The sequence below is a fragment of the Micromonospora kangleipakensis genome (genome assembly GCF_004217615.1).
In the GTDB taxonomy this organism is placed as follows: domain Bacteria; phylum Actinomycetota; class Actinomycetes; order Mycobacteriales; family Micromonosporaceae; genus Micromonospora; species Micromonospora kangleipakensis.
Genome location: NZ_SHLD01000001.1, coordinates 4,746,226 through 4,763,865 on the forward strand (window position 1 = coordinate 4,746,226; position 17,640 = coordinate 4,763,865).

At 67.4% G+C, this 17,640-nt stretch carries 16 protein-coding genes and 1 pseudogene; 9 read left to right on the forward strand and 8 right to left on the reverse strand.

Annotation, left to right across the window (positions count from 1 at the left end; all coding sequences use genetic code 11):
- Positions 1 to 949 precede the first annotated feature (949 nt).
- The 3 genes from EV384_RS22895 to EV384_RS22905 are packed head-to-tail and all read right to left on the reverse strand — an operon-like array spanning position 950 to position 5,456.
- A complete protein-coding gene (locus EV384_RS22895) occupies positions 950 to 2,443 on the reverse strand; it encodes a CATRA conflict system CASPASE/TPR repeat-associated protein (RefSeq protein ID WP_130336405.1) in 1,494 nt (497 codons plus the stop codon).
- Positions 2,440 to 2,790, reverse strand: a complete 351-nt coding sequence (locus EV384_RS22900) for a hypothetical protein (protein WP_130336407.1) — start codon at positions 2,788 to 2,790, stop codon at positions 2,440 to 2,442. The genes EV384_RS22895 and EV384_RS22900 overlap by 4 nt, the downstream gene beginning before the upstream one ends.
- Before the next feature lie 11 nt (positions 2,791 to 2,801).
- Positions 2,802 to 5,456 (reverse strand): CHAT domain-containing protein, encoded by a 2,655-nt coding sequence (locus EV384_RS22905; protein ID WP_130336409.1) that lies wholly within the window; start codon positions 5,454 to 5,456, stop codon positions 2,802 to 2,804.
- 454 nt (positions 5,457 to 5,910) lie between these two features.
- On the opposite strand from EV384_RS22905, the gene EV384_RS34995 reads away from it, so the two are divergent.
- The 5 genes from EV384_RS34995 (at position 5,911) to EV384_RS22930 (ending at position 8,355) form a co-directional block, all read left to right on the forward strand.
- On the forward strand, positions 5,911 to 6,342 hold the full coding sequence (locus EV384_RS34995; RefSeq protein WP_165440029.1) for an NUDIX domain-containing protein: 432 nt from the start codon (positions 5,911 to 5,913) through the stop codon (positions 6,340 to 6,342).
- 28 nt (positions 6,343 to 6,370) lie between these two features.
- Positions 6,371 to 7,087 carry an NUDIX hydrolase gene (locus EV384_RS22915; protein ID WP_130336413.1) on the forward strand — a complete coding sequence of 239 codons (717 nt, stop codon included), beginning with the start codon at positions 6,371 to 6,373 and terminating at the stop codon, positions 7,085 to 7,087.
- Between the two features lie 372 nt (positions 7,088 to 7,459).
- Positions 7,460 to 7,693, forward strand: coding sequence for a hypothetical protein (locus EV384_RS22920; protein WP_130336415.1), 234 nt, complete (start codon positions 7,460 to 7,462; stop codon positions 7,691 to 7,693).
- Between the two features lie 78 nt (positions 7,694 to 7,771).
- Complete coding sequence (locus EV384_RS22925) at positions 7,772 to 8,053, forward strand: hypothetical protein (protein WP_130336417.1); 282 nt, start codon at positions 7,772 to 7,774, stop codon at positions 8,051 to 8,053.
- Complete coding sequence (locus EV384_RS22930; RefSeq protein WP_130336419.1) at positions 8,050 to 8,355, forward strand: hypothetical protein; 306 nt, start codon at positions 8,050 to 8,052, stop codon at positions 8,353 to 8,355. Before EV384_RS22925 ends, EV384_RS22930 begins: the two co-directional genes overlap by 4 nt.
- Positions 8,356 to 8,734: 379 nt before the next feature.
- Here EV384_RS22930 and EV384_RS22935 read toward each other — a convergent pair whose 3' ends face one another.
- Genes EV384_RS22935 through EV384_RS22955 form a run of 5 tightly spaced genes read right to left on the reverse strand, consistent with a single transcriptional unit; the run spans position 8,735 to position 13,930 of the window.
- On the reverse strand, positions 8,735 to 10,363 hold the full coding sequence (locus tag EV384_RS22935; protein ID WP_130336421.1) for an ABC transporter permease: 1,629 nt from the start codon (positions 10,361 to 10,363) through the stop codon (positions 8,735 to 8,737).
- Positions 10,360 to 11,199: an ABC transporter ATP-binding protein gene (locus tag EV384_RS22940; protein WP_130336423.1), complete on the reverse strand. Its 840-nt coding sequence runs from the start codon at positions 11,197 to 11,199 to the stop codon at positions 10,360 to 10,362. The genes EV384_RS22935 and EV384_RS22940 overlap by 4 nt, the downstream gene beginning before the upstream one ends.
- A complete protein-coding gene (locus EV384_RS22945) occupies positions 11,196 to 11,783 on the reverse strand; it encodes a hypothetical protein (protein WP_207232422.1) in 588 nt (195 codons plus the stop codon). Before EV384_RS22945 ends, EV384_RS22940 begins: the two co-directional genes overlap by 4 nt.
- A 2-nt stretch (positions 11,784 to 11,785) precedes the next feature.
- Positions 11,786 to 12,853, reverse strand: a complete 1,068-nt coding sequence (locus tag EV384_RS22950; protein WP_130336424.1) for an ABC transporter substrate-binding protein — start codon at positions 12,851 to 12,853, stop codon at positions 11,786 to 11,788.
- Positions 12,854 to 13,930 carry a LacI family DNA-binding transcriptional regulator gene (locus tag EV384_RS22955; protein ID WP_165440030.1) on the reverse strand — a complete coding sequence of 359 codons (1,077 nt, stop codon included), beginning with the start codon at positions 13,928 to 13,930 and terminating at the stop codon, positions 12,854 to 12,856.
- A gap of 155 nt (positions 13,931 to 14,085) precedes the next feature.
- On the opposite strand from EV384_RS22955, the gene EV384_RS22960 reads away from it, so the two are divergent.
- The 4 genes and pseudogenes from EV384_RS22960 to EV384_RS22975 all read left to right on the forward strand — a co-directional run bounded on the left by EV384_RS22960 (position 14,086) and on the right by EV384_RS22975 (position 17,510).
- The gene (locus EV384_RS22960) at positions 14,086 to 15,033 is read left to right on the forward strand and encodes a ribokinase (protein ID WP_165440031.1); all 948 of its coding nucleotides are present in this window, start codon (positions 14,086 to 14,088) and stop codon (positions 15,031 to 15,033) included.
- A gap of 141 nt (positions 15,034 to 15,174) precedes the next feature.
- A pseudogene (locus EV384_RS22965) lies at positions 15,175 to 15,535 on the forward strand (transposase); the annotation flags it as partial.
- A gap of 318 nt (positions 15,536 to 15,853) precedes the next feature.
- Complete coding sequence (locus EV384_RS35505) at positions 15,854 to 16,384, forward strand: hypothetical protein (RefSeq protein WP_207232423.1); 531 nt, start codon at positions 15,854 to 15,856, stop codon at positions 16,382 to 16,384.
- A 229-nt stretch (positions 16,385 to 16,613) separates the two neighbouring features.
- Entirely contained in the window at positions 16,614 to 17,510 is an 897-nt protein-coding gene (locus tag EV384_RS22975; protein WP_130336432.1) for an S-4TM family putative pore-forming effector, read from the forward strand.
- Positions 17,511 to 17,640: the final 130 nt, after the last annotated feature.

Consider the following 17,640-nt stretch of genomic DNA (forward strand, 5'->3'; position numbering starts at 1 on the left):
TCGGTTCTATTGACCGCGCGAGCCTCGTTGCTGACCTGTTCTAGAGTCCGGCCATGAACCCGCGACGGCCAAGCCGAAACTTCCTGCGGGCGTTCTCGACGTTCGGTCTGGTCTTTGCGATTGCGCTCCCGGCGATAACCACATGGTCGATCGCAGACGAGGGTCGGGGATCAGGGGCAGTCGCTCAGGTGCTTGACGTCGAGCATCTCGGAGTGAGGACCTTCCTGACAGTTCAATTCAGTACAAATCGTGGCGAGGTGTGTCAATCACGTCTGCGCGTTACGGTCGACGCAAACCGGGCTATGAGTAGCGGTTAGCGCATCCGGGTCCACCACGCCAAGAGCGACCCTTGCTCCAGAGTGCGCGAGGCTGGGGATCAATCCGGTTGGTGGATCATCCTCCTTGCGGTGGTACTTGTGATCACGTTCGCCATCGTGACCTACGTTGCGTGGCGTTGGCCCCGACCTCCGCTCCCACTCCGATACGCAGGCATGCCCTGACGAGATGGACGAGGTCGGTTTGACCCGGCACCGCCGTCAGACGTTGAAGCGGAACTAAGAGCCGCTGTCCCGCCACCAGCGGAGCAGCGTCCGACACCTGCTCACCCCGCCTCTTAAGTCTGCCGTGGTTGGTTGCTGTTTGACGACGTTTCACGATGTCTTGTGCCCCCTATCTGCCCCACGCGTTCGGCGTTCTTAGCTGCCGACACCGGCATCCGACCGCGTGCCCCAAGGGCGCCCCTGCCTGGCCCCCCGACCTCTGGTCGGCGCATTACGAGTCGGCTGCCGGTCCCTGCTCCCCCGGGCGCTTCCGTTGGTTGACTGGCTGCCATCGTCCGTGATCGTCCGCCCATGCTCGCCGGCCTGGCTGCTCGGTTGGCTGCTTTGACGGTCGCCCGCACCGACTTAGGTCCGTGCCGGCATGTGGCGGACATCAGTAGCGGCGACGCTCACGAAACGTCGCCGGAACTCGGCTTCACCGCGGCGACCGCTCGGCGCAGCCGTTGGATCCGCCAGCCGGCCGAGAGCCCGGCTAGTACACCGCCGCCCACGGCGCACCCGATGGCCAGCCACGGCTGCCTCGCCGTACACCAAGTCTCGATGAACCAGCCCAGCGCGGCGCCAGTGAGCGCCACACAGGCCACATCGATGATCGGCCACTCGCGGTCCGGCCCGGCGCCCCGCCACCAGCGCAGCACGGTTGTTGGTAGGGCAAGTGCTATTGCTCCGGCCAGCGAGACCAGCGGCCCGAACGTACGGTGCGGCAGGGGCGGTTGGTACCCCAGGGCTTGCGCGGCGGTCAAGGCCAGAGTCAACGCGCTCAGCACGCTCACCTGCGCGAGCACGAGGTTGTCCCGTCCGCGCTGCAGCGATCCGTTCACCTCTGTCGCCGCCAGTCCGCCCACCTCCGACGCCTTGAGGCGCACCGATTCCAGGTAGGTCTCCTCGACCCGGAGCTGTTCCAAAGTCCACTGGCCGAGCTCGCGGTCGCTCTCCGCGACGCGGCCCGGACCAACGAGCTCAGCCAGGTTGTGCACGGCCAGCTGCGCGGTCGCGGCCATCGCGCGAACGTCGGCGAGGTAGCCCACCACCCGGCGCCGGCCTGCGTCGACCTCGACGAGCATCGGCTCGGCCCGCAGGACACGGTCCAGGGCGGGCCCCTTCGCCTGCAGTGCCCCGTGCAGCGCAGCGGTGTCCCGATTGACCGCTGCCACAGTCGTTCGGATCCCAGGCAAGGCGGCGGCGAGCAGCCGTGACTGGTGGCGTAACCGCGCGGAATGCTCGAGGTAGCGGGTGAACCGAGGCAGACCGCGGTGCGGCGGGTTGGTGAACCACGCCGATTGGACTCGGCCACCGTCGCGGCCGGCGATAGCGAAGAGGCGGCGATCGGCGCCGCGCCGCCCTGCCCTGGCCGAAGGCAACTCAGCGATCAGCTGTTCAGGACTGGGCCGCCAGACCGACCAGCGGCTCGGCGGGTCGGGAAGCTGCCTGAGCAGCGCCGGCAGTCGCCGCTCCTCGGCGTCGCGGGCCAAGCCGACGTGCACCAAGACGGTGCCGACCATGTCCCTGGCCGGCGCCGTCCACTCGTCCAGCCACCCCACGTCGAACTCGCTCCACGGCTTGGTGCCGCCCTGCACCGCCTCGAGAACGCTGACCGCGACGATGTCGCGCTGCTGATAGACGAGGATCTGGCGCAGCTCATGTGGCGCGGTGCACTGGGCCGCGCCCAGCACGGTCAGCGCACCGGCCTGGCCACCGTCCCGGGGCAGCTCCAGCTCGACGGGCCAGCGGTGGAGAATGGACTTGGTCATTTCGCGACTTCGCGCCCGCTCCCAGAGCTGCGTCACCGCCAGCCGGGACGGGGTGTCCTCGTGGGCAAGGACGCTCTCGGCCCGGGTGAACACGTGGAAGAGAACGGCCGGGTCGCGCAGCGGCGCGATCATAGCTTCCGCACGGGGCCGTCGCCCGCGGCCGGCTCGGCATCTGCCGGCGGCTCCGGGAAACCGAGCTCGGCGAGCAGCGAGTTCGCCACCTCGCGCAGGCCAGGTCCAGGTGACACGCCCTCGTCGTTCTCGAGGTCCAGCTCGTGCCCGAACCCGTCAACCCGCCGGGTGGGGACGTAATGGCGCAGCGCGCGATGGGTCGCGCCGACCTGGTTCTCCTCCTTGGAGCGGACCGCCTCACGCAATCGCAGGAGCACCGGCGAGATCTCTGCCCACTCGGTGGGCGCGCGCCGCAGGGCGAGTACCGCGCGGACCGTGTTGGCCACCTCGTCGTTGTACACGGGCATCGCCCAGCTCCTTACAGGTAGACGGTGAGTGGAAGGCTCTCGATCAGTACGTGCGGCTCCGGCTTCTCGGCCACGACCTTCCGATAGTGGGCATGCAGGTTGACCACCACGTCGAAGGCAGATCCGGCCCGAGCCGCCGCGCGGCTCGCTTGCAACAACGCGCGGACCGTGTCGACGATCTCGTCGTCCAGCACGCTCCACAAAGGAGCGCCGATCGCGCCGGCGCCGGTGGCCATCAGCGCGCGCAGAAAACCGCCGATGTCGCCACCGTCAGTCTGCGTACCCTGTCCTGCGAGGCAGGCCCCGAGGACCGCCAGCTTGTTGCGCGGCAGCCGCAGGCGCAGGGCGACGTCGTACTGGGTGAGGAAGTCGCCGTCGGGCAGCACCAGGTAGGGGCCGTATTGCCCGTAGGTCTCGTCGTACTTGCCGTGGCCGGCATAGATGAAGAACTCCGGCTTCGCATCGGCGATCGCTTTCAGCCCGGTCCCGTCCGCCCGGAACTTGCGTTCGACGTGCTCCAGCGCCCGTGGATAGTTCCCGGCAAGGATCATGTGATCCTCCTCCGACCAGTCGGTGTGTAGCAGTTCCCGGCCGGAGACGCCCCGCTCGCCGCCGCGGGCGCTGTCGTCGGCCGCCACGATGGCGGCGAGGTCGTCCGTCTCGCTGACCGGCTGCCGCTTCAGCAGGCTTCGGCCGCGGTTGACGAAAGCGGTGGCGCTGACCGACTGAGATAGCGGTACTCGTGCGGCAACCGGCGCCTCGGCTCCGGGCTCCCAGGCCACGTGCAGCGGAATGGCGAAGATGTCGTCGGTCGGGATCAGGACGAGGTGCTCCAGCTTCTCGGGCCTGTCGACCTCACGCCAGACGGGCTTGATCAGCAGTTCCCAGATCTCCCGGCAAAGATTGACCGACGGCGCGACGATTTCGCCTCGCTCGTTCGGCGTCATCAACTTGCGGACCAGAGCAGCGACATCGGCGCAAGGGATGCCGGTCGTCACGCGCATCTCGCCATGCTGGAAGACGAAGGCGCCAATGCGGTCCGGGGATGCCGGACCGTATGCGAAGTAGCGCACCACGCATGTGTGGTCGTTATTGACCGTAAACATCCGTAGCCGGTGGGCGATCTCCGGATCGTGCGTCGCCGCCTCCAGCGGCTGAGTGAGGAACTGGTTCTCGAACTCGGTCTCCCGGCGGGCAAGCTCCGCGATCCGGGTGGCCTGACGCTCGTCGTGTGCCGCCGTCACGGCCGCCCGGCGCACGCCGGTGCCGCGTCGGCTGCCGGCCGGCCGTTCGGCCGCGTTCGGGATCGCCAGGGCTTCGGCTGCCGCCGCCCGGGGTGCCGTCGGCAGCGTCAGCCGGGGAAGCTCGGCGGTCGCCATCATGTCCAGCAGCTCGCGAGCCGATGACTCCTCGACAAGGCCGAACGCGCGTTCGGCCGGCTCCGGACCGGAAGCGGCAGCCATCTCTTCGAGCTCCTGGGCGATCCGCTCCAGGAAGCTGGGGCGTACGGCCTTGGCGTACGCCCGCTTGTATGCGGGCAACGCCACTGCCCGGCGCACCGACTCGGCGACCCGCCGGCGCAGGTCGGCCACGCGAGCCTCGTGGCGATGGCGGATCGCGTCGTCCAGCGCATTTACCGCTGTCACGTAGTGCCGCATCGTATGGTCGGCAAGCTCGACATCAGTGCCGATGCTGCCGCCCGCGTGCAGGTCGCCGATCACCTCCTCGAGCAGACTGGCGAGCTGCTCGACGCCCTCGGCGTTCCCTTCTTTCGCCTCCAGCCGGGCGAGTTGCTGGCGGGCGATCAGCGCACCGCGCCCGTATCGCTCATTAAGCAGTTCGGTGAACTGGATCCGTGCCGTGTTGTCGTCGCTGAGCAGAGCCTGGTGGTTGACGGACTGCACGATCCGGAACTCGTCGCCGAGCGCCCTGGAGATGGCGATCGACCGCATCGAGTCGCGCAGCGAGGCCACGTGCTGCCCCGGGCCCGAATCCTTCTCAGCAAGCGCCAGGTTGTGTAGCAAGCTCGATAGGCCGCGCAGGAACTCCCGCCCGCGGTAGTCCTCGACTGCACCAGCAGAGTCGGGATCGATGCCATGCCCTTCCGCCACGGCGGTCGCATCGTCGATCTCGGCGCGCAAGGCGGCGATAGTCTCCGCCGGGCGTTGGTCGCCAGCCTGCCGGCTCTGCTCATACGGCGTGCGCAGCACGTTGCTGCGGATGTCGGGCAGGCACCACCAGAGACCGGCCGCCGCAGCCACCCGATGGGCCGCCTCGAAGTCGCGCAGCGCCCGGGCGAAGCTTCCCAGCCGGTAGTGAATCTTGCCGGCGCCGTCGTACCAGCGGGCCGTCACGTACGCCACGAACTCGCCCTGCGGCTGGCCGAGCAGCCACTCGACGTCCGACCGAGAAGCCTCGATTCGGCGCAGCGCGGTCCAGTGGTCGTAGACCATGTCGCAGTGAATGATGTCGCACCAGTGCGCGCCGATCCGACGGGCCACCGCGCCCACATCGGCACGGTCGGCTCGTTCGAAGGCGCCGGCCATGCGAAGCACGCCGAGGGCATACTCGTGACGTAGCGGGACATCGAAATCGGCGTCGTATCGGCGGATCAGTTCCTCGATGTCGAAGCCGTCCGCGAAGTCCATGATGCGGTCGCTGTACATGCGCCACCTCGGCCGGTCGGAATGTCCCGGAGCGCCCAAGGTATCCGCGGCTGCCGAGGTCCGAGTAGGACCGAACGTTCAAGGTCTCCCGGACGGTACGGTGACCGAACGCTCTACATAGATCACGGAGCGGGTCGGAACGGCGCGGATGAAAAAGCCAGAGCATCGATGTACGCCAGCCTGCCGGAGAGCTTCCCGGACATGTTCGCCCATCCGCCGGTGCCGGCGACGAGGTCGGCTCGACCCCGCCGAGGTCGCCGTCGCTGAGGACGCCCAAACCGCTGAGCTGGCACAGTATGGAATGCCCCGCCCTTCAAGGTTGAGACTGGCGTGGTCTAGCCGAGCAGTACGTGATGGTCCTGTGCGACGCGGTCCGCAAACCGAGTGGCCGGCTCGGCACATACCTACCGGGCAGTCCCGTTCCCCAATGCGAGCGGCGTCGTGGTGCCGCGTCGTGGTGCTGCCCCTCCACGAGGAGCACGTCGTCCTGCTCCGCCATTCCGCACAGCATCCAGAATGGCATTGGGAGCTGCCTCGCGGCTTCGGCATGCCCGGTGCCGACCCGGCCGAAGACGCGCGGCGCGAACTGACCGCGGAGATCGGCGTGTCGCCGACTGCGCTGCACAACCCTCGGCGCGGTCTATCCGGACACCGGTCTGACCGCCACATCCGTGCGGCTCTTTTGCCGAGGTGGAGGGTGAGCCGCCGACCGCCGACCGCCGACCGCCGACCGCCGACCGCCGACCGCAAGGAGGGCATCACGGAGGTTCGCCTCGTGTCGGCCGCCGAGCTGGCTCGGTTGATCCGAGACGAGACGATCAAGGACGGATTCACGATCTCCGCGTACGCTCGGGCCGTGCTGCATGGCTATATGCCAGCGGCGTGACGGCGGGACGCGAGGCGGGAGGACGGGGATGAGGGCAGACCAGGAGCGGCGCGAGCAGCGGCTCGCTCGCTACGACGAGCTGCGGGCAGAGCGGCCAGGATTGTTCGCCAATCCGCCCGGCGCGGCATTCGAGATCGTCTTCGACCGAGCCTCCCAGCTTGCCGCAGCCGAGACGGCGGCAGAGCAGCTGCGCGCGGAGGGGCGGCCCGCAGAGTACGGCGACATGGGCGTCGTATACGAGGACCGATTCGCCATCTTGGTCCGCGACACGGTCCGTTTTCGCGACGGGAAGATAGGGCCATACATCCGACTGCTCGGCGCCGATTCCGGCACCGGGGCCGCCATCCTGCCCATGCTCAACGACGGCCAAATCCTGCTGGTCCGCCACTTCCGACATGGGCTGCGCGGCTGGCAGTGGGAGATACCGCGTGGCTTCTCCGAAGGTGGCGCAGACGGCGCCACTACCGCGGCACGGGAGCTGGCTGAGGAGATCGGCGTCGCGACCGCGAAGATCGAGCCGCTGGGCAGGCTTGCCGCCGAGGGTGCGTTCGACGAGATCTACCTTGCCCGGTTGGCGGCCGACACGCTGCCCGTGATGCTGCCGGCCGAGGCTGTCACCGAGGGTATCGACGAGCGCCGGCTCTGCACCTCGGCCGAGCTGGCTGCAATGATCGCGGCTGGAGAGATCACCGACCAGTACTTGCTGGCCGCGTGGGCGTTCGCAACCGCGAAGGGCCATATCTGAACGGTCGACGCCACAAGGTCAGTCGCTGTAACAGGAGGGGTGACCTACTGTTTCTTCGGGTGCTGCTGGTCGTCGTCGGTTGTCGTTCGTCGTTCGACGGCCCAGTGAAGGCTCCAGACAACCCGGTGACGGCCGAGCAGGACAGCGTCCAAGTGTGAGGATGGGCCTCACCTCGGCGACTGGGTAGCCGCCTCGCCGGTCTGCTCGCGCCACTGGCCCCCATCGGCCTGACGAGCTGCCGAATCATTTGCCCGCGCCCTCCATGGTGCCCCAGCATCCCGGCACGGAGCCCCTTGAAAGGGCTTGCAGGGCGCCCCATGTCAACCGGCAAGATCCACGTACATCACCTCAATCCTCACTGTCAGGCGCGCCGTGGACACGCTGCGGCCGTTCGAGCGGCGGCTGGTCATGGAGGCCGCGGTGATGGGGCTCGTCCGCGGGCACCTCGCCGGTCAGTGCGGCGCGGAGGTGCCCCGCAGCGACGCCGCGATCCTGCACGAGGTCATCGACGCCTGCATCGGCTTCGCCGACCGGTATCCGCATCTCGCCACCGCATCGACGGGACGCCGGCGCCGGATCACCAAGGGCGCGACGGTGGCCCGGTGAATGATCGTGGCCGCGGCGGGCCTCAGATCCCTCGGCGAGTGCCCCCTGACCTGGTGTCTACAGATGTATACTCGGTCCGTGGATGAGGAATACCGCTGGGACGACGAGAGCTACAAGGCCCTCGCTGCCAACAAGGTGACCTGGCAGGACGTGGTCTACGTCCTGCGCTACGCCCATCCCAAGATCCGCCAGCACATCGGAGCCGTCCTGCGGATCATCGGCCGTGGCCGCGACGCCCAGCTCCTCGCGGTAACCCTCATCGAAGAAGGCGACGACCAGTACCTGGTGGTCACCGCTCGACACCTTACCGGCGCAGAAATCACCAGCGCCGAGGCACTGCTGAACAGGGGTCAACCATGAACCGTGACGACGCGCTCAGGCTCTCCCAGGAACCCATCGACCTCACCGGCGCCACCGTGGAACGGGAGGCGCGGCCCGTGAGAATGACCTACTCGGTCAGGATGCGCAAGCAGGACGAGGCGCTGGCCCTCTGGCTAGAGGAGGAAGCCGACCGCCGCGACCTAACCCCCAGTGACCTACTGCGCGAGTTGGCCGACGAAGCCCGACTCAGGGCAGCCCAGGACGAGGACAAGGTCATCACCGTGCGCGTCGGCGAGCTACACCGCATGATCGACCGCATCGCGGAGCGGCCCGCCGCCTGAACACCACGCAACCCGCCGGCCCCCAGGGATGCCCCCGGGGGCCGGCCTGTTGCTGTGACTGCTCCGTAACCCCAGGTAGCCTGCCGGTATGGCTGAGGACGACAGCGCCGAGGCGGCGCTGAAGCAGTTCCAGGACCTGCTGGCTGCCACCGGCAGAACGGTGTTTAGGTGACAGCACGAGGGCCGCTGATTACCGTCCGCGGGCAGAGGCCAACATGGCAGCGACGCCGGGAGGCACCATGACGTCAGTGGACCAGACACGCGTTGGCCACCGTGAGAGATCATTGGTCAGATACTCAGCATGTCCTAGATGGAGAGCTTCTCCGACATCTATCTCGGGTTCGACATCCGCCGAATTCCCGACCCGCGTGACTGGGACTCAGCGCGTCGAGTAGTGCGGTGTGTAGCGCCGGAGCACCGGTCGCTCGATGGCGCTGATCAACGCGTAGAGTCCAACCGAGACGACGACGATGAGAACGGCTCCCGCCCACAGAGTGCCAAATCGCGAGTTGCTGTAAGAGATTACGAGTAGGTTGCCCAGGCCGTCGCCTGTCGCCAGCCATTCGGCCAAGGTCGCACCGCCGAGCGCCGCCGGTACGGCAATCCGTGCCGACGCGAACAGCGCGGGCAACGCGTACTGAAGGCGCACCTTGGTCACCATGTGAAACCGCGAACCGCCCAGCGAGCTGATCAGCTCGCACACCGGCAGCGGCGCCGCGCGTAGCCCGACGGAGAGGTTGACCAGCGTGGGGAAAAAGACAACCAATGCGACGACCACGGTCACACCGACGAGGCCGCGGCCGAACACTAGGGCGATCAGCGGTGCCATGGCCACCAGCGGGACGGATCGAAGAACGATGGCCACCGGCATCAGGGTCTGTTCGGCCGCACGGACGGTCACCACGGCGACCGCCATCACCACGGCCGCGACGGTGCCGACGAGATAGCCGACCGCCGCGTCCACCATCGTGACCTTCAGCGCGAGCCACAGCTCGTGGCGATGCGTCGCGGCGTCCGGGTCGGAGACGACATAGCGCAGGACGTCGGACGGGGTCTTGGCGAAGTATCCGTTCAGGTCAAACAGTCGCAGCAGCGCGTACCACCCGGCCAGCGTCACCGCCACGGACAGCAACAGGAATCCGGCCGCTTCCAGTGCTCGGGAGAACCTGCCGTCCCTGCCTGCGGCGACGTCGCCGGCGCCGTTCCCCACATCGAGCTGCGTGCCGGCCCACGGCGTCAACAGCCGGGCGACGACGGCGGTGGCGGCATACAGTAGGCCGGCCAGGGCCGATATCACCAGCGCTATCCCCCAGGTGCGCTCGACCTCGAACGACGACTGTGCCTGGACGAGCGCGACACCCAGCCCGCGGCTCGCACCCAGGTACTCGCCGATGATCGCCCCGAGCAGTGCGGCAGGGGCCGCGATACGGAGGCCGGCGAAAAGACTCGGGAGTGCCGCACGGATCCGCACGAGCCGCAGCGTCTGCCAGGTCGACCCGCCGCAGGCGTAAACAAGGTCGACGGATGTTGCGTCACTGGAGCGGAGGCCGACGACCGTCGCGACGAGCGTCGTGAAGAACACGGACAGCGCTGCGAGGGCTTCCTTCGGCGCGTCACCGGGAAGCACGACCACGAGGATCGGAGCGATCGCCACGAGTGGGACGCAGTAGCTCGCGATGGCCAGGCGCAGCAGCACCCGCTCGGCAGCCGGGACCCGGACGAAGAGCATGCCCAGCAGGATCGCAGTCACGTTGCCCCAGGCATAGCCGACCATCGCCTCCCGGAGCGTGACGGCGATGTTCGCCTGATGGGAGGCGCGGTCCTGCCAAATCTTGACGGCGACATCGAGGGGCGACGGAATGACCCCCAGTTCGGCAAAACCGCTCGAGAGCAGGGTCCAGACGAGCAGCACCAGGCCGAGCCCCGCCGCGCCAGGCAGCGCCCGCCTCAGCCAGGCTGGCACAGCCGCGAACGGCGAGGAAGCCCGCACCGGCACGTTCAGATTCATCGGAGCCCTGTCTCTTCCGGGGACTGCTGGCTGAAAAGCACTTCACCCAGGTGGTCGCAGAGGGCATGGAACTCAGGGCTCCGCAGGACCTCCGGAGTGCGGGGGCGAGCAAGCGGCACGTCGACCGTGGACAGGACGCGACCCGGTCGCTGTGCCATCACCACGACACGGTCGGACAGGAAGACGGCCTCCGGGATGGAGTGAGTCACCAACAGCGTCGTGGTCGCACGCTCCAGCCAAATCCGTTGAAGCTCGACGTTGAGACGTTGCCGGGTCATCTCGTCGAGCGCACCGAACGGCTCGTCGAGCAGAAGCACGTCGGGGCTTATCGCCAGCGTACGTGCGATGGCCACACGTTGTCGCATGCCGCCGGAGAGCTGACCAGGCCGGGCACGTTCGAAGCCGGTGAGCCCGACCAGCTTGATGAGATCGCGGATTTCCGCAGGCACCGCCTTCCGGCCAGCGATCTGGTACGGGAGCCGGATGTTGGCCTCGACACTGCGCCAAGGCAGGAGCGCGGAATCCTGGAAGGCGACTCCGACGCGGTGATCACGACGCATCCTGTCCGGGTCCTGACCGTGCACACGCACCTGTCCGGAGGTAGCGGTCTCGAGCCCGGCGAAGATCCGCAGCAGGGTCGACTTTCCACATCCTGAAGGTCCCAGAAGCGTGGTGAAGGACCCGGCGGTGGTGGACAGATCTACCTCGTCCAGCGCCAACACCGTGGACCGGCCCATCCGGAAGGACTTCGTCACGCCGCTGGCCAGGAGGCCCTGGGCTGGTGCGGCCTCGGGCATCGGGCCAACCGGACCACCCCCGACCGCCACCTCGCTCATATCCGTCCTGCCTTCGCCGCGGCGAGCAGCCAGTCCCGGTATCTCATGTCCCTGTCCCGGACCTCGTTGTTGACATAGGCACCCGTTTCGAGGAAATGGAGCAGGTCACGCCCCATCTCCTGACCCCGCCGGGTATGCATGTCCAAGGCGTGGTCGGGAATCCGGGGCAGGCGCTGCCCGTTCTGCACGACACCCGCCGCCCAGTTGGCGAGTTCGTCGGAGGTGCGGTCCTTGGTGCAGGCGACGAGCGCGCGGATGGCATGAACGGCGAAGAGGAAGCGGTCGCCACGGCCCCGCGGGACGCGCGCATGCATGCGGTAGACGGTGTCCACAATGACCGGCTCGAGGAAGGACCCCGAGCCGACGTCTTCCACGGAGATGACCTGCAACCTTTGCCAGAGGCACTCCTCGAGTTCCTCACTGGTCGCGTACATCTCGTAGGCGAGCAGTACCGCCTCCTCGAGCTCGCCACGACGGATGGCCTTCTGCAGCGCGGAGATCACCTCGTCGGCTGCGAGGTCGTGCAGCGTCCTGACCTTGGTCCACGGATCGGACTGTCCCAAGCTCATCTCTGACGTTGTCACGACTACACCGTGGGCTTTCCGTGGAAGACGTCCTGCAGGATCGTCGTGTCGAACAGGTCCTCGGCGGATGTGGTGATTCCCACGGCTGCCATCGTCTTGATGTTGGACTCGATGCCCTCCTTGGACATGGTCAACAGGCCGCTGGTCGTCGTCTCCGGCGTCGAAATGAGCGGGACGAACGCTTTCGCTGTCTGCAGCTGCTCCTGGAGATTGAGTTGGAGGCTCTTGCCGTACTTCTCGACCGCCAGCTTCGCGCCTCGCTCCGGGTCCTTGACGGCGTCCTGCCAGCCCTTCACGCTGGCGCGCATGAGGTTGACCAGCCGCGCCCGCTTGTGTTTGTCCGCGAGGGTTGCCTCGTTGACGACGAAGGCGTCGGCCCACAGGCCGTAGCCGTGGTCCGCGAGCAGGAAGGTCTCCGTTTTGATCCCCCGGCCCTGAAGTTGGATCGGCTGCGACGTCAGGAAGGAGGCGAAGGCGTCGACCTCGCCGTTGACGAGAGGGGCCGGGTCGAACTGGACCGGCACGTACTTGACCGACTTGGGGTCCACGCCGTTGGCGGTCAGGAAGGCGTTGTAAATTTCGGTGCCCGACTGCTGCACGCCAAGCCGTTTGCCGACGAGATCCTGGGGCGTGCGGATGGGGTTCTTGGCCAGGGACATCACCGCCGAGGGGTTCTTCTGCAGGGTGGCACCGACGACCTTCAGCGGAGCGCCCTCCTTTCGGGCTCGGGCGACGGTATCCACCGAGTCGAGCCCGACGAAGGCCTTCCCGCTGGCCACGAGTGGACCCACGGACAGCGATGGTCCTCCCGGGACAATGGTGGCCTGCAGGCCCTCGCTCGTGAAGTAGCCCGCGTCGTCCGCGACGTAGATGCCCATGTTCTCGACGTTCGCCAGCCATCCCAGCTGGAACGTGACGGGGCTGGGGCCCTCGGCGCCGCGCCCCGGCTCATCGTCTCCGGAGCAGGCCGCAAGAGCCCCGCCTGACGCGGCCAGGAGCGCTCCGCCACCGAGGATCCTCGCAGTCGCGGTTAGGAAGTCGCGTCGAGTGGTCGGCATGTCGATGTCCAATCAGTTCGAGGGTCGGCGAGTTGTTGAGAAACTGACGGCTGTGGGTTGCGCTCGGAGCCCCGGTCGCGGGCGCGCGTCGGGCGGCGGTGCGGTCGATCCACGGACCAGCAGCTTGGTCTCCAGCACGATTCGACGCGGCACCGAGTCCTGGTTGTCGTGCAGTCGCCGCAGGAGAAGCCGCATGGCCAGCGCACCCTGTTCCTCCATCGGCCGGTCGACGACCGTGAGCGGCGGCAACAGCAGGGCGGCGAGCTGGAGATCGTCGAAGCCGACGATGGAGAGCTGGTCCGGCACCCGGATGCCGATGTCATGCAAAGCTCGCAGGGCCCCCGCCGTCATCAAATTGTTGGTGACATACATGGCCGTCGGCGGATACTCCAGCGCGAGGAGGCGCATCACCGCCTGGTAGCCGCCCTCCTCGCGGAAGTCGCCACGCTCCTGGTAGGGCCCCGGAGGTTCCACTCCCCGCGACTTCAGCGTCTCCAGGAAGCTTTCACAACGCTGTCGCCCGGGGGTCGAGTGCGGAGTGCCGTTGACGATTGCGATCCGCCGGTGACCGAGATCCAGCAGGTGCTCGGCGGCACGTCGGCTTCCACCCGCGTTGTCCACCAGCACGGCGTCGAACATCGGGGACCCGTCGATCTCCCGGTCGAGGAAGACGACCGGCAGACCCGCCTGATGCGCCCGAAGCGGTGCCTCGTCCGACTCGACGGTAGGAGCGAGGATGGCACCATCGACCCGACCGACAAGATCCGCGAGCACCGCCACCTCACGTTCCACGTCCTCGTCGGTGTTGTAGAGGAACAAGTTGTAGTTGTCCTGCCGTGCCACGGTCTCGGCGCCCTTGACGACCGCGGCGAAGAACGGGTTGGTGACATCGGGAACGATGACGGCGATCGACCGCGTACGCCCCGAGCGCAGGCTGCGCGCAAGCGGGCTCGGGCGGTAGTCCAGGTCCTCGATCGCCGCCCTGATCAGATCGGCCGCGCGGACCGAATGGCCGGTGAGAAACCGCGAGACCGTCGCCGCGGACACGCCCGCCCGGCGCGCCACGTCGGCAATCGTCGCTTCAGACATCCTGGCCGCCGTCCCTCTGAAATCGAAGCCTGGTATCGATTGCAGTGGACCGTAAATCCGTGCGAGCATCCCGTCAAGCACTTGGAGAAGATCAGGACCGCGGAGGGGGCAGGCATGCGACCGAGCACGCACTCTCAGGCATGGAACGGGGCAGGATGACCGCCGCCGAAGGGGTACGCATCGTCGTCATCGGCAGCACGATGGTGGACATGATCTCGTACATGCCGCGCGTCCCCGACGCCGGCGAGACCCTGGTCGGTGATCACTTCGCGCTCGGGTTCGGCGGCAAGGGAGCCAACCAGGCCGTCATGGCACGGCGGCTCGGAGCGGACGTCTGGATGGTCGGTTGCCTCGGCGTCGACGCCTTCGGGGACATGACGCTGGAGAACTTCGCCGCGTCCGGGATAGATACGACGTTCGTCACGCGTACTCCGGACGTCAGCAGCGGCGTAGCCCCGATCTGGGTGGAGGCGGGCGGCGACAACCGGATCGTCTGCGTTCCGGGCGCCAACGCCTGCATGACCGAGGATCAGGCGAGGACCGCGGTCGAGTCCGTCGCCGGCGTCGACGTCGTCATCGGGCAGTTCGAGGTCCCGCAAAACGTGACCACCGCCGGCTTCCGCGCGGCCAAGGAACGGGGAGCCATCACCGTCCTGAACCCCGCACCCGCAGCCGAGATCAGCCCCGACCTGCTGGCGGTCACTGACTGGCTCATCCCGAACGAGGTCGAGTTCGCGTTCCTCTCCAAAGACTCGGGCATCTCCAGCGGCCCGACGGACGCTGCGGTCTCCGACCTGGCGCAACGCCTCGGCGTCCACATTGTGGCGACCCTCGGCGAAGCGGGCGCCGCGGTATTCAACGGCACTCGACCAGTTGTCCGCATCACGCCAGTACCGGTGGAGGTGGTTGACACCACCGGCGCGGGCGACGCCTTCGTGGGGGCCTTCTCCTACGGGTTGGCTGCCGGCCTCTCACCCGCGACCGCCGCCCGACTTGGCTGTGCCTGCGCAACGTCCAGCGTCACCCGTGCAGGCACACAGTCGTCTTTCCCGCTGGCTGCCCAAATCGGCGAAGCTCTCGCTTGGGCGACCAACGTTCCATGAGCCTCTGACCGATCTCGCTTGGAACGGTCCGGCCTATCGCACTGGCAGTACCGCGCTCCACTACCGCTGTTAGAGATGGTTTCACTCTGAGTTCGGCGTGTCGCTTGTAGTCGGTGGTGGTAGCCGGTACATGAGTGGCTCGTGCGTGAGAAGGAGATCGTTGACGGGCTGTGGGAGCGGCTCGCGCCGCTGATCCCTGCTCGTAGCCGCCGGTTCCGCTACCCCGGCCGGCTGGCCCGTGACGACCGGGCGGCCCTGGCCGGCATCCTGTTCGTCGCGCGCACCGGCATCCCGTGGCAGAAGCTGCCCATCACCGTGTTCGGGGTGTCCGGGTCGACGTGCTGGCGGCGGCTGGCCTCTGGCAGGAGCGGGGAGTATGGCAGCGCCTACACGAGGTGCTGCTGGCAGAGTTGCGTGCGGCCGGGGCGCTTGACCTGGCCTACGCGGTGGTCGACGCCTCCCACCTACGGGCGGTAGAAGGGGGGACAAGGTCGGGCCGACTGGCTGCAGAGCCTGCTGGCCGAGGACCCTAACCTGCTCGGGCTCGGCGACCTGGTCGTCAAAGACGTCGAACGGCGCCAGCCGCGCGCCGGGCGCTTGGACCTGCTCCTGCACGACCCGGAGACCCTGACCCGGTACGAGGTCGAAATCCATCTGGGTGCCACGGACGAGGCGCATATCATCCGCACAAGCGAATACTGGGACCGCCGGCGGACGAGCAGACGTACCATGGCACGTCGGTCATCGAAGGAAGCGGTACCCGCAGTATGAGCACGTCGCGGTCATCGTCGCCGAGGACATCACCAGCCGCTTCCTAAACGTGATCAGCCTGTTCAATGCCGCGATCCCGCTCATCGCGATCCAAATGCGGGCCCACGACGTCGGAGGAGTCCTGACCCTCACCGCGACAACGGTCCTCAGCCAGGTGCACCGCGGAACCGACGAGGAGGGCGAGGCTGGCCAGGCCACCGACCGCACCTATTGGATTAACCGCGGATCGCAATCATCGGTCGCCCTGGCCGACACCATCCTCGGCCTCGTCAACGACGTCACGCCCGGGATGTCACTCAAGTACAACCGGCACTACATCGGGCTGGCCTGGGACGGGATCGCCGACAACTTCGTACAGGTAGGCCCGCGCCGCGAGCACGCCATCGTCGAGTTCCGGATACCCCGGGACGATACCGTGTCAGAGGTACTCGGGGCTTCCGGACTTGACGTCCTTGCCTACAACACCCGGTGGGGCCGCTACCGCATCCGGCTCACCGAGGCGGACCTGCCCGCCAACCGGCGCCTGCTGGTCGACCTCATCCGCCGCGCCGCAGGCACACCAGCCCCCGTCGACGAGTAGCCACCGCGGCGTTCCTCCGGTCCTGAACCGGCCGGGGAGGACTGCCGGACCCCGAGCGACGGCACGGAGCGCGAGCGCGACGCGGCAGAGTCGTCGACTCCGGCAACTATCCGGAAGAACACCGGGTGCTCACTGACTCACAATAAGTTACGTCCCGCCAGCCCGCCCAACGATGACCTTGCATGCAACAATGCGACGGCACCGCTGATCGAGTGTCAGGGGAGGTCCGATGGCTGGGCTCGCAGCCCGACAGAACGATAGGCGATTCATCGACCTTCACCGCGCGATCGCAGTGGCTCACCGGCACGCTCAACGGGCGCACACCGCCGCACTGCTGATCTCGGTAGCCGTCGCCGCACTGAGTGTGATTGCGCGGGCCATCCCGGCCGCCGCATCGACGGTCGCTGTGATCGGCGCCGTTTGGACAGGGTTCTACGCCATCGTCGTCGCCCCTTGGGCAGCCCGCTACCAGCGCACGAGCGCAACCCTGCAGGAAATGCTGGACACGGAGCTGTTCGACCTACCATGGAACTACGTGACGGTCGGCGAGAAGCTGACCGACGATCAGGTGAGCGAGCTCAAGTACCGGTTCCGCGGCGACGAGCAGAGTCTGCGCGACTACTACCTCGTCGCCGACGTCCGGCCACCCTACGACGTGCTGTTCTGCCTAGAGCAGAACCTCGGCTGGGGCTCCCGAGTGCGGAAGCGATATGCGCAGCTGCTGCTCACGATCTCGGTGCTGTGGTGCGCCGCCGGAGTAGTCGTGGGGACCGTCGCCGATCTGCGCATTCCCGACCTCGTCAGCACGTGGTTCGTGCCGTCGCTCGGGTTGCTGCTGCTGTGCCTCGACAACTATCGGACCCAGCTCTCAAACACTTGGGAGCGCAGCCGAGTGCGGGAGATTGTGGTCAAGGCATCCGGCGACCCGGCCGCGTCGCCGCTGACGACGGGTCCGGAATGGATGGTGTTTGCGCGGCAGGTGCAGGATGTGCTGTTCCAAATGCGGAGGCAGCAGCCGCGGATGCCGGTGTGGTTCTTCCGCCGATACCACGACCGAGACAAGCGCGACTTCGAGTACCGCATGAGCCTGATTGAGGCGCGGATCAACACGACCGCCCAGCCTTGATCACCCAGCCGCAGTGCCGATGACCCGCTCCTCGGCGGGCAGCACCGGACCATCGACACGCTACTGATCTGTCAATACCCCGACAGTCACGCCATTGTGCCGCTACAGCTAGCACCAATGCGGTTGCAGG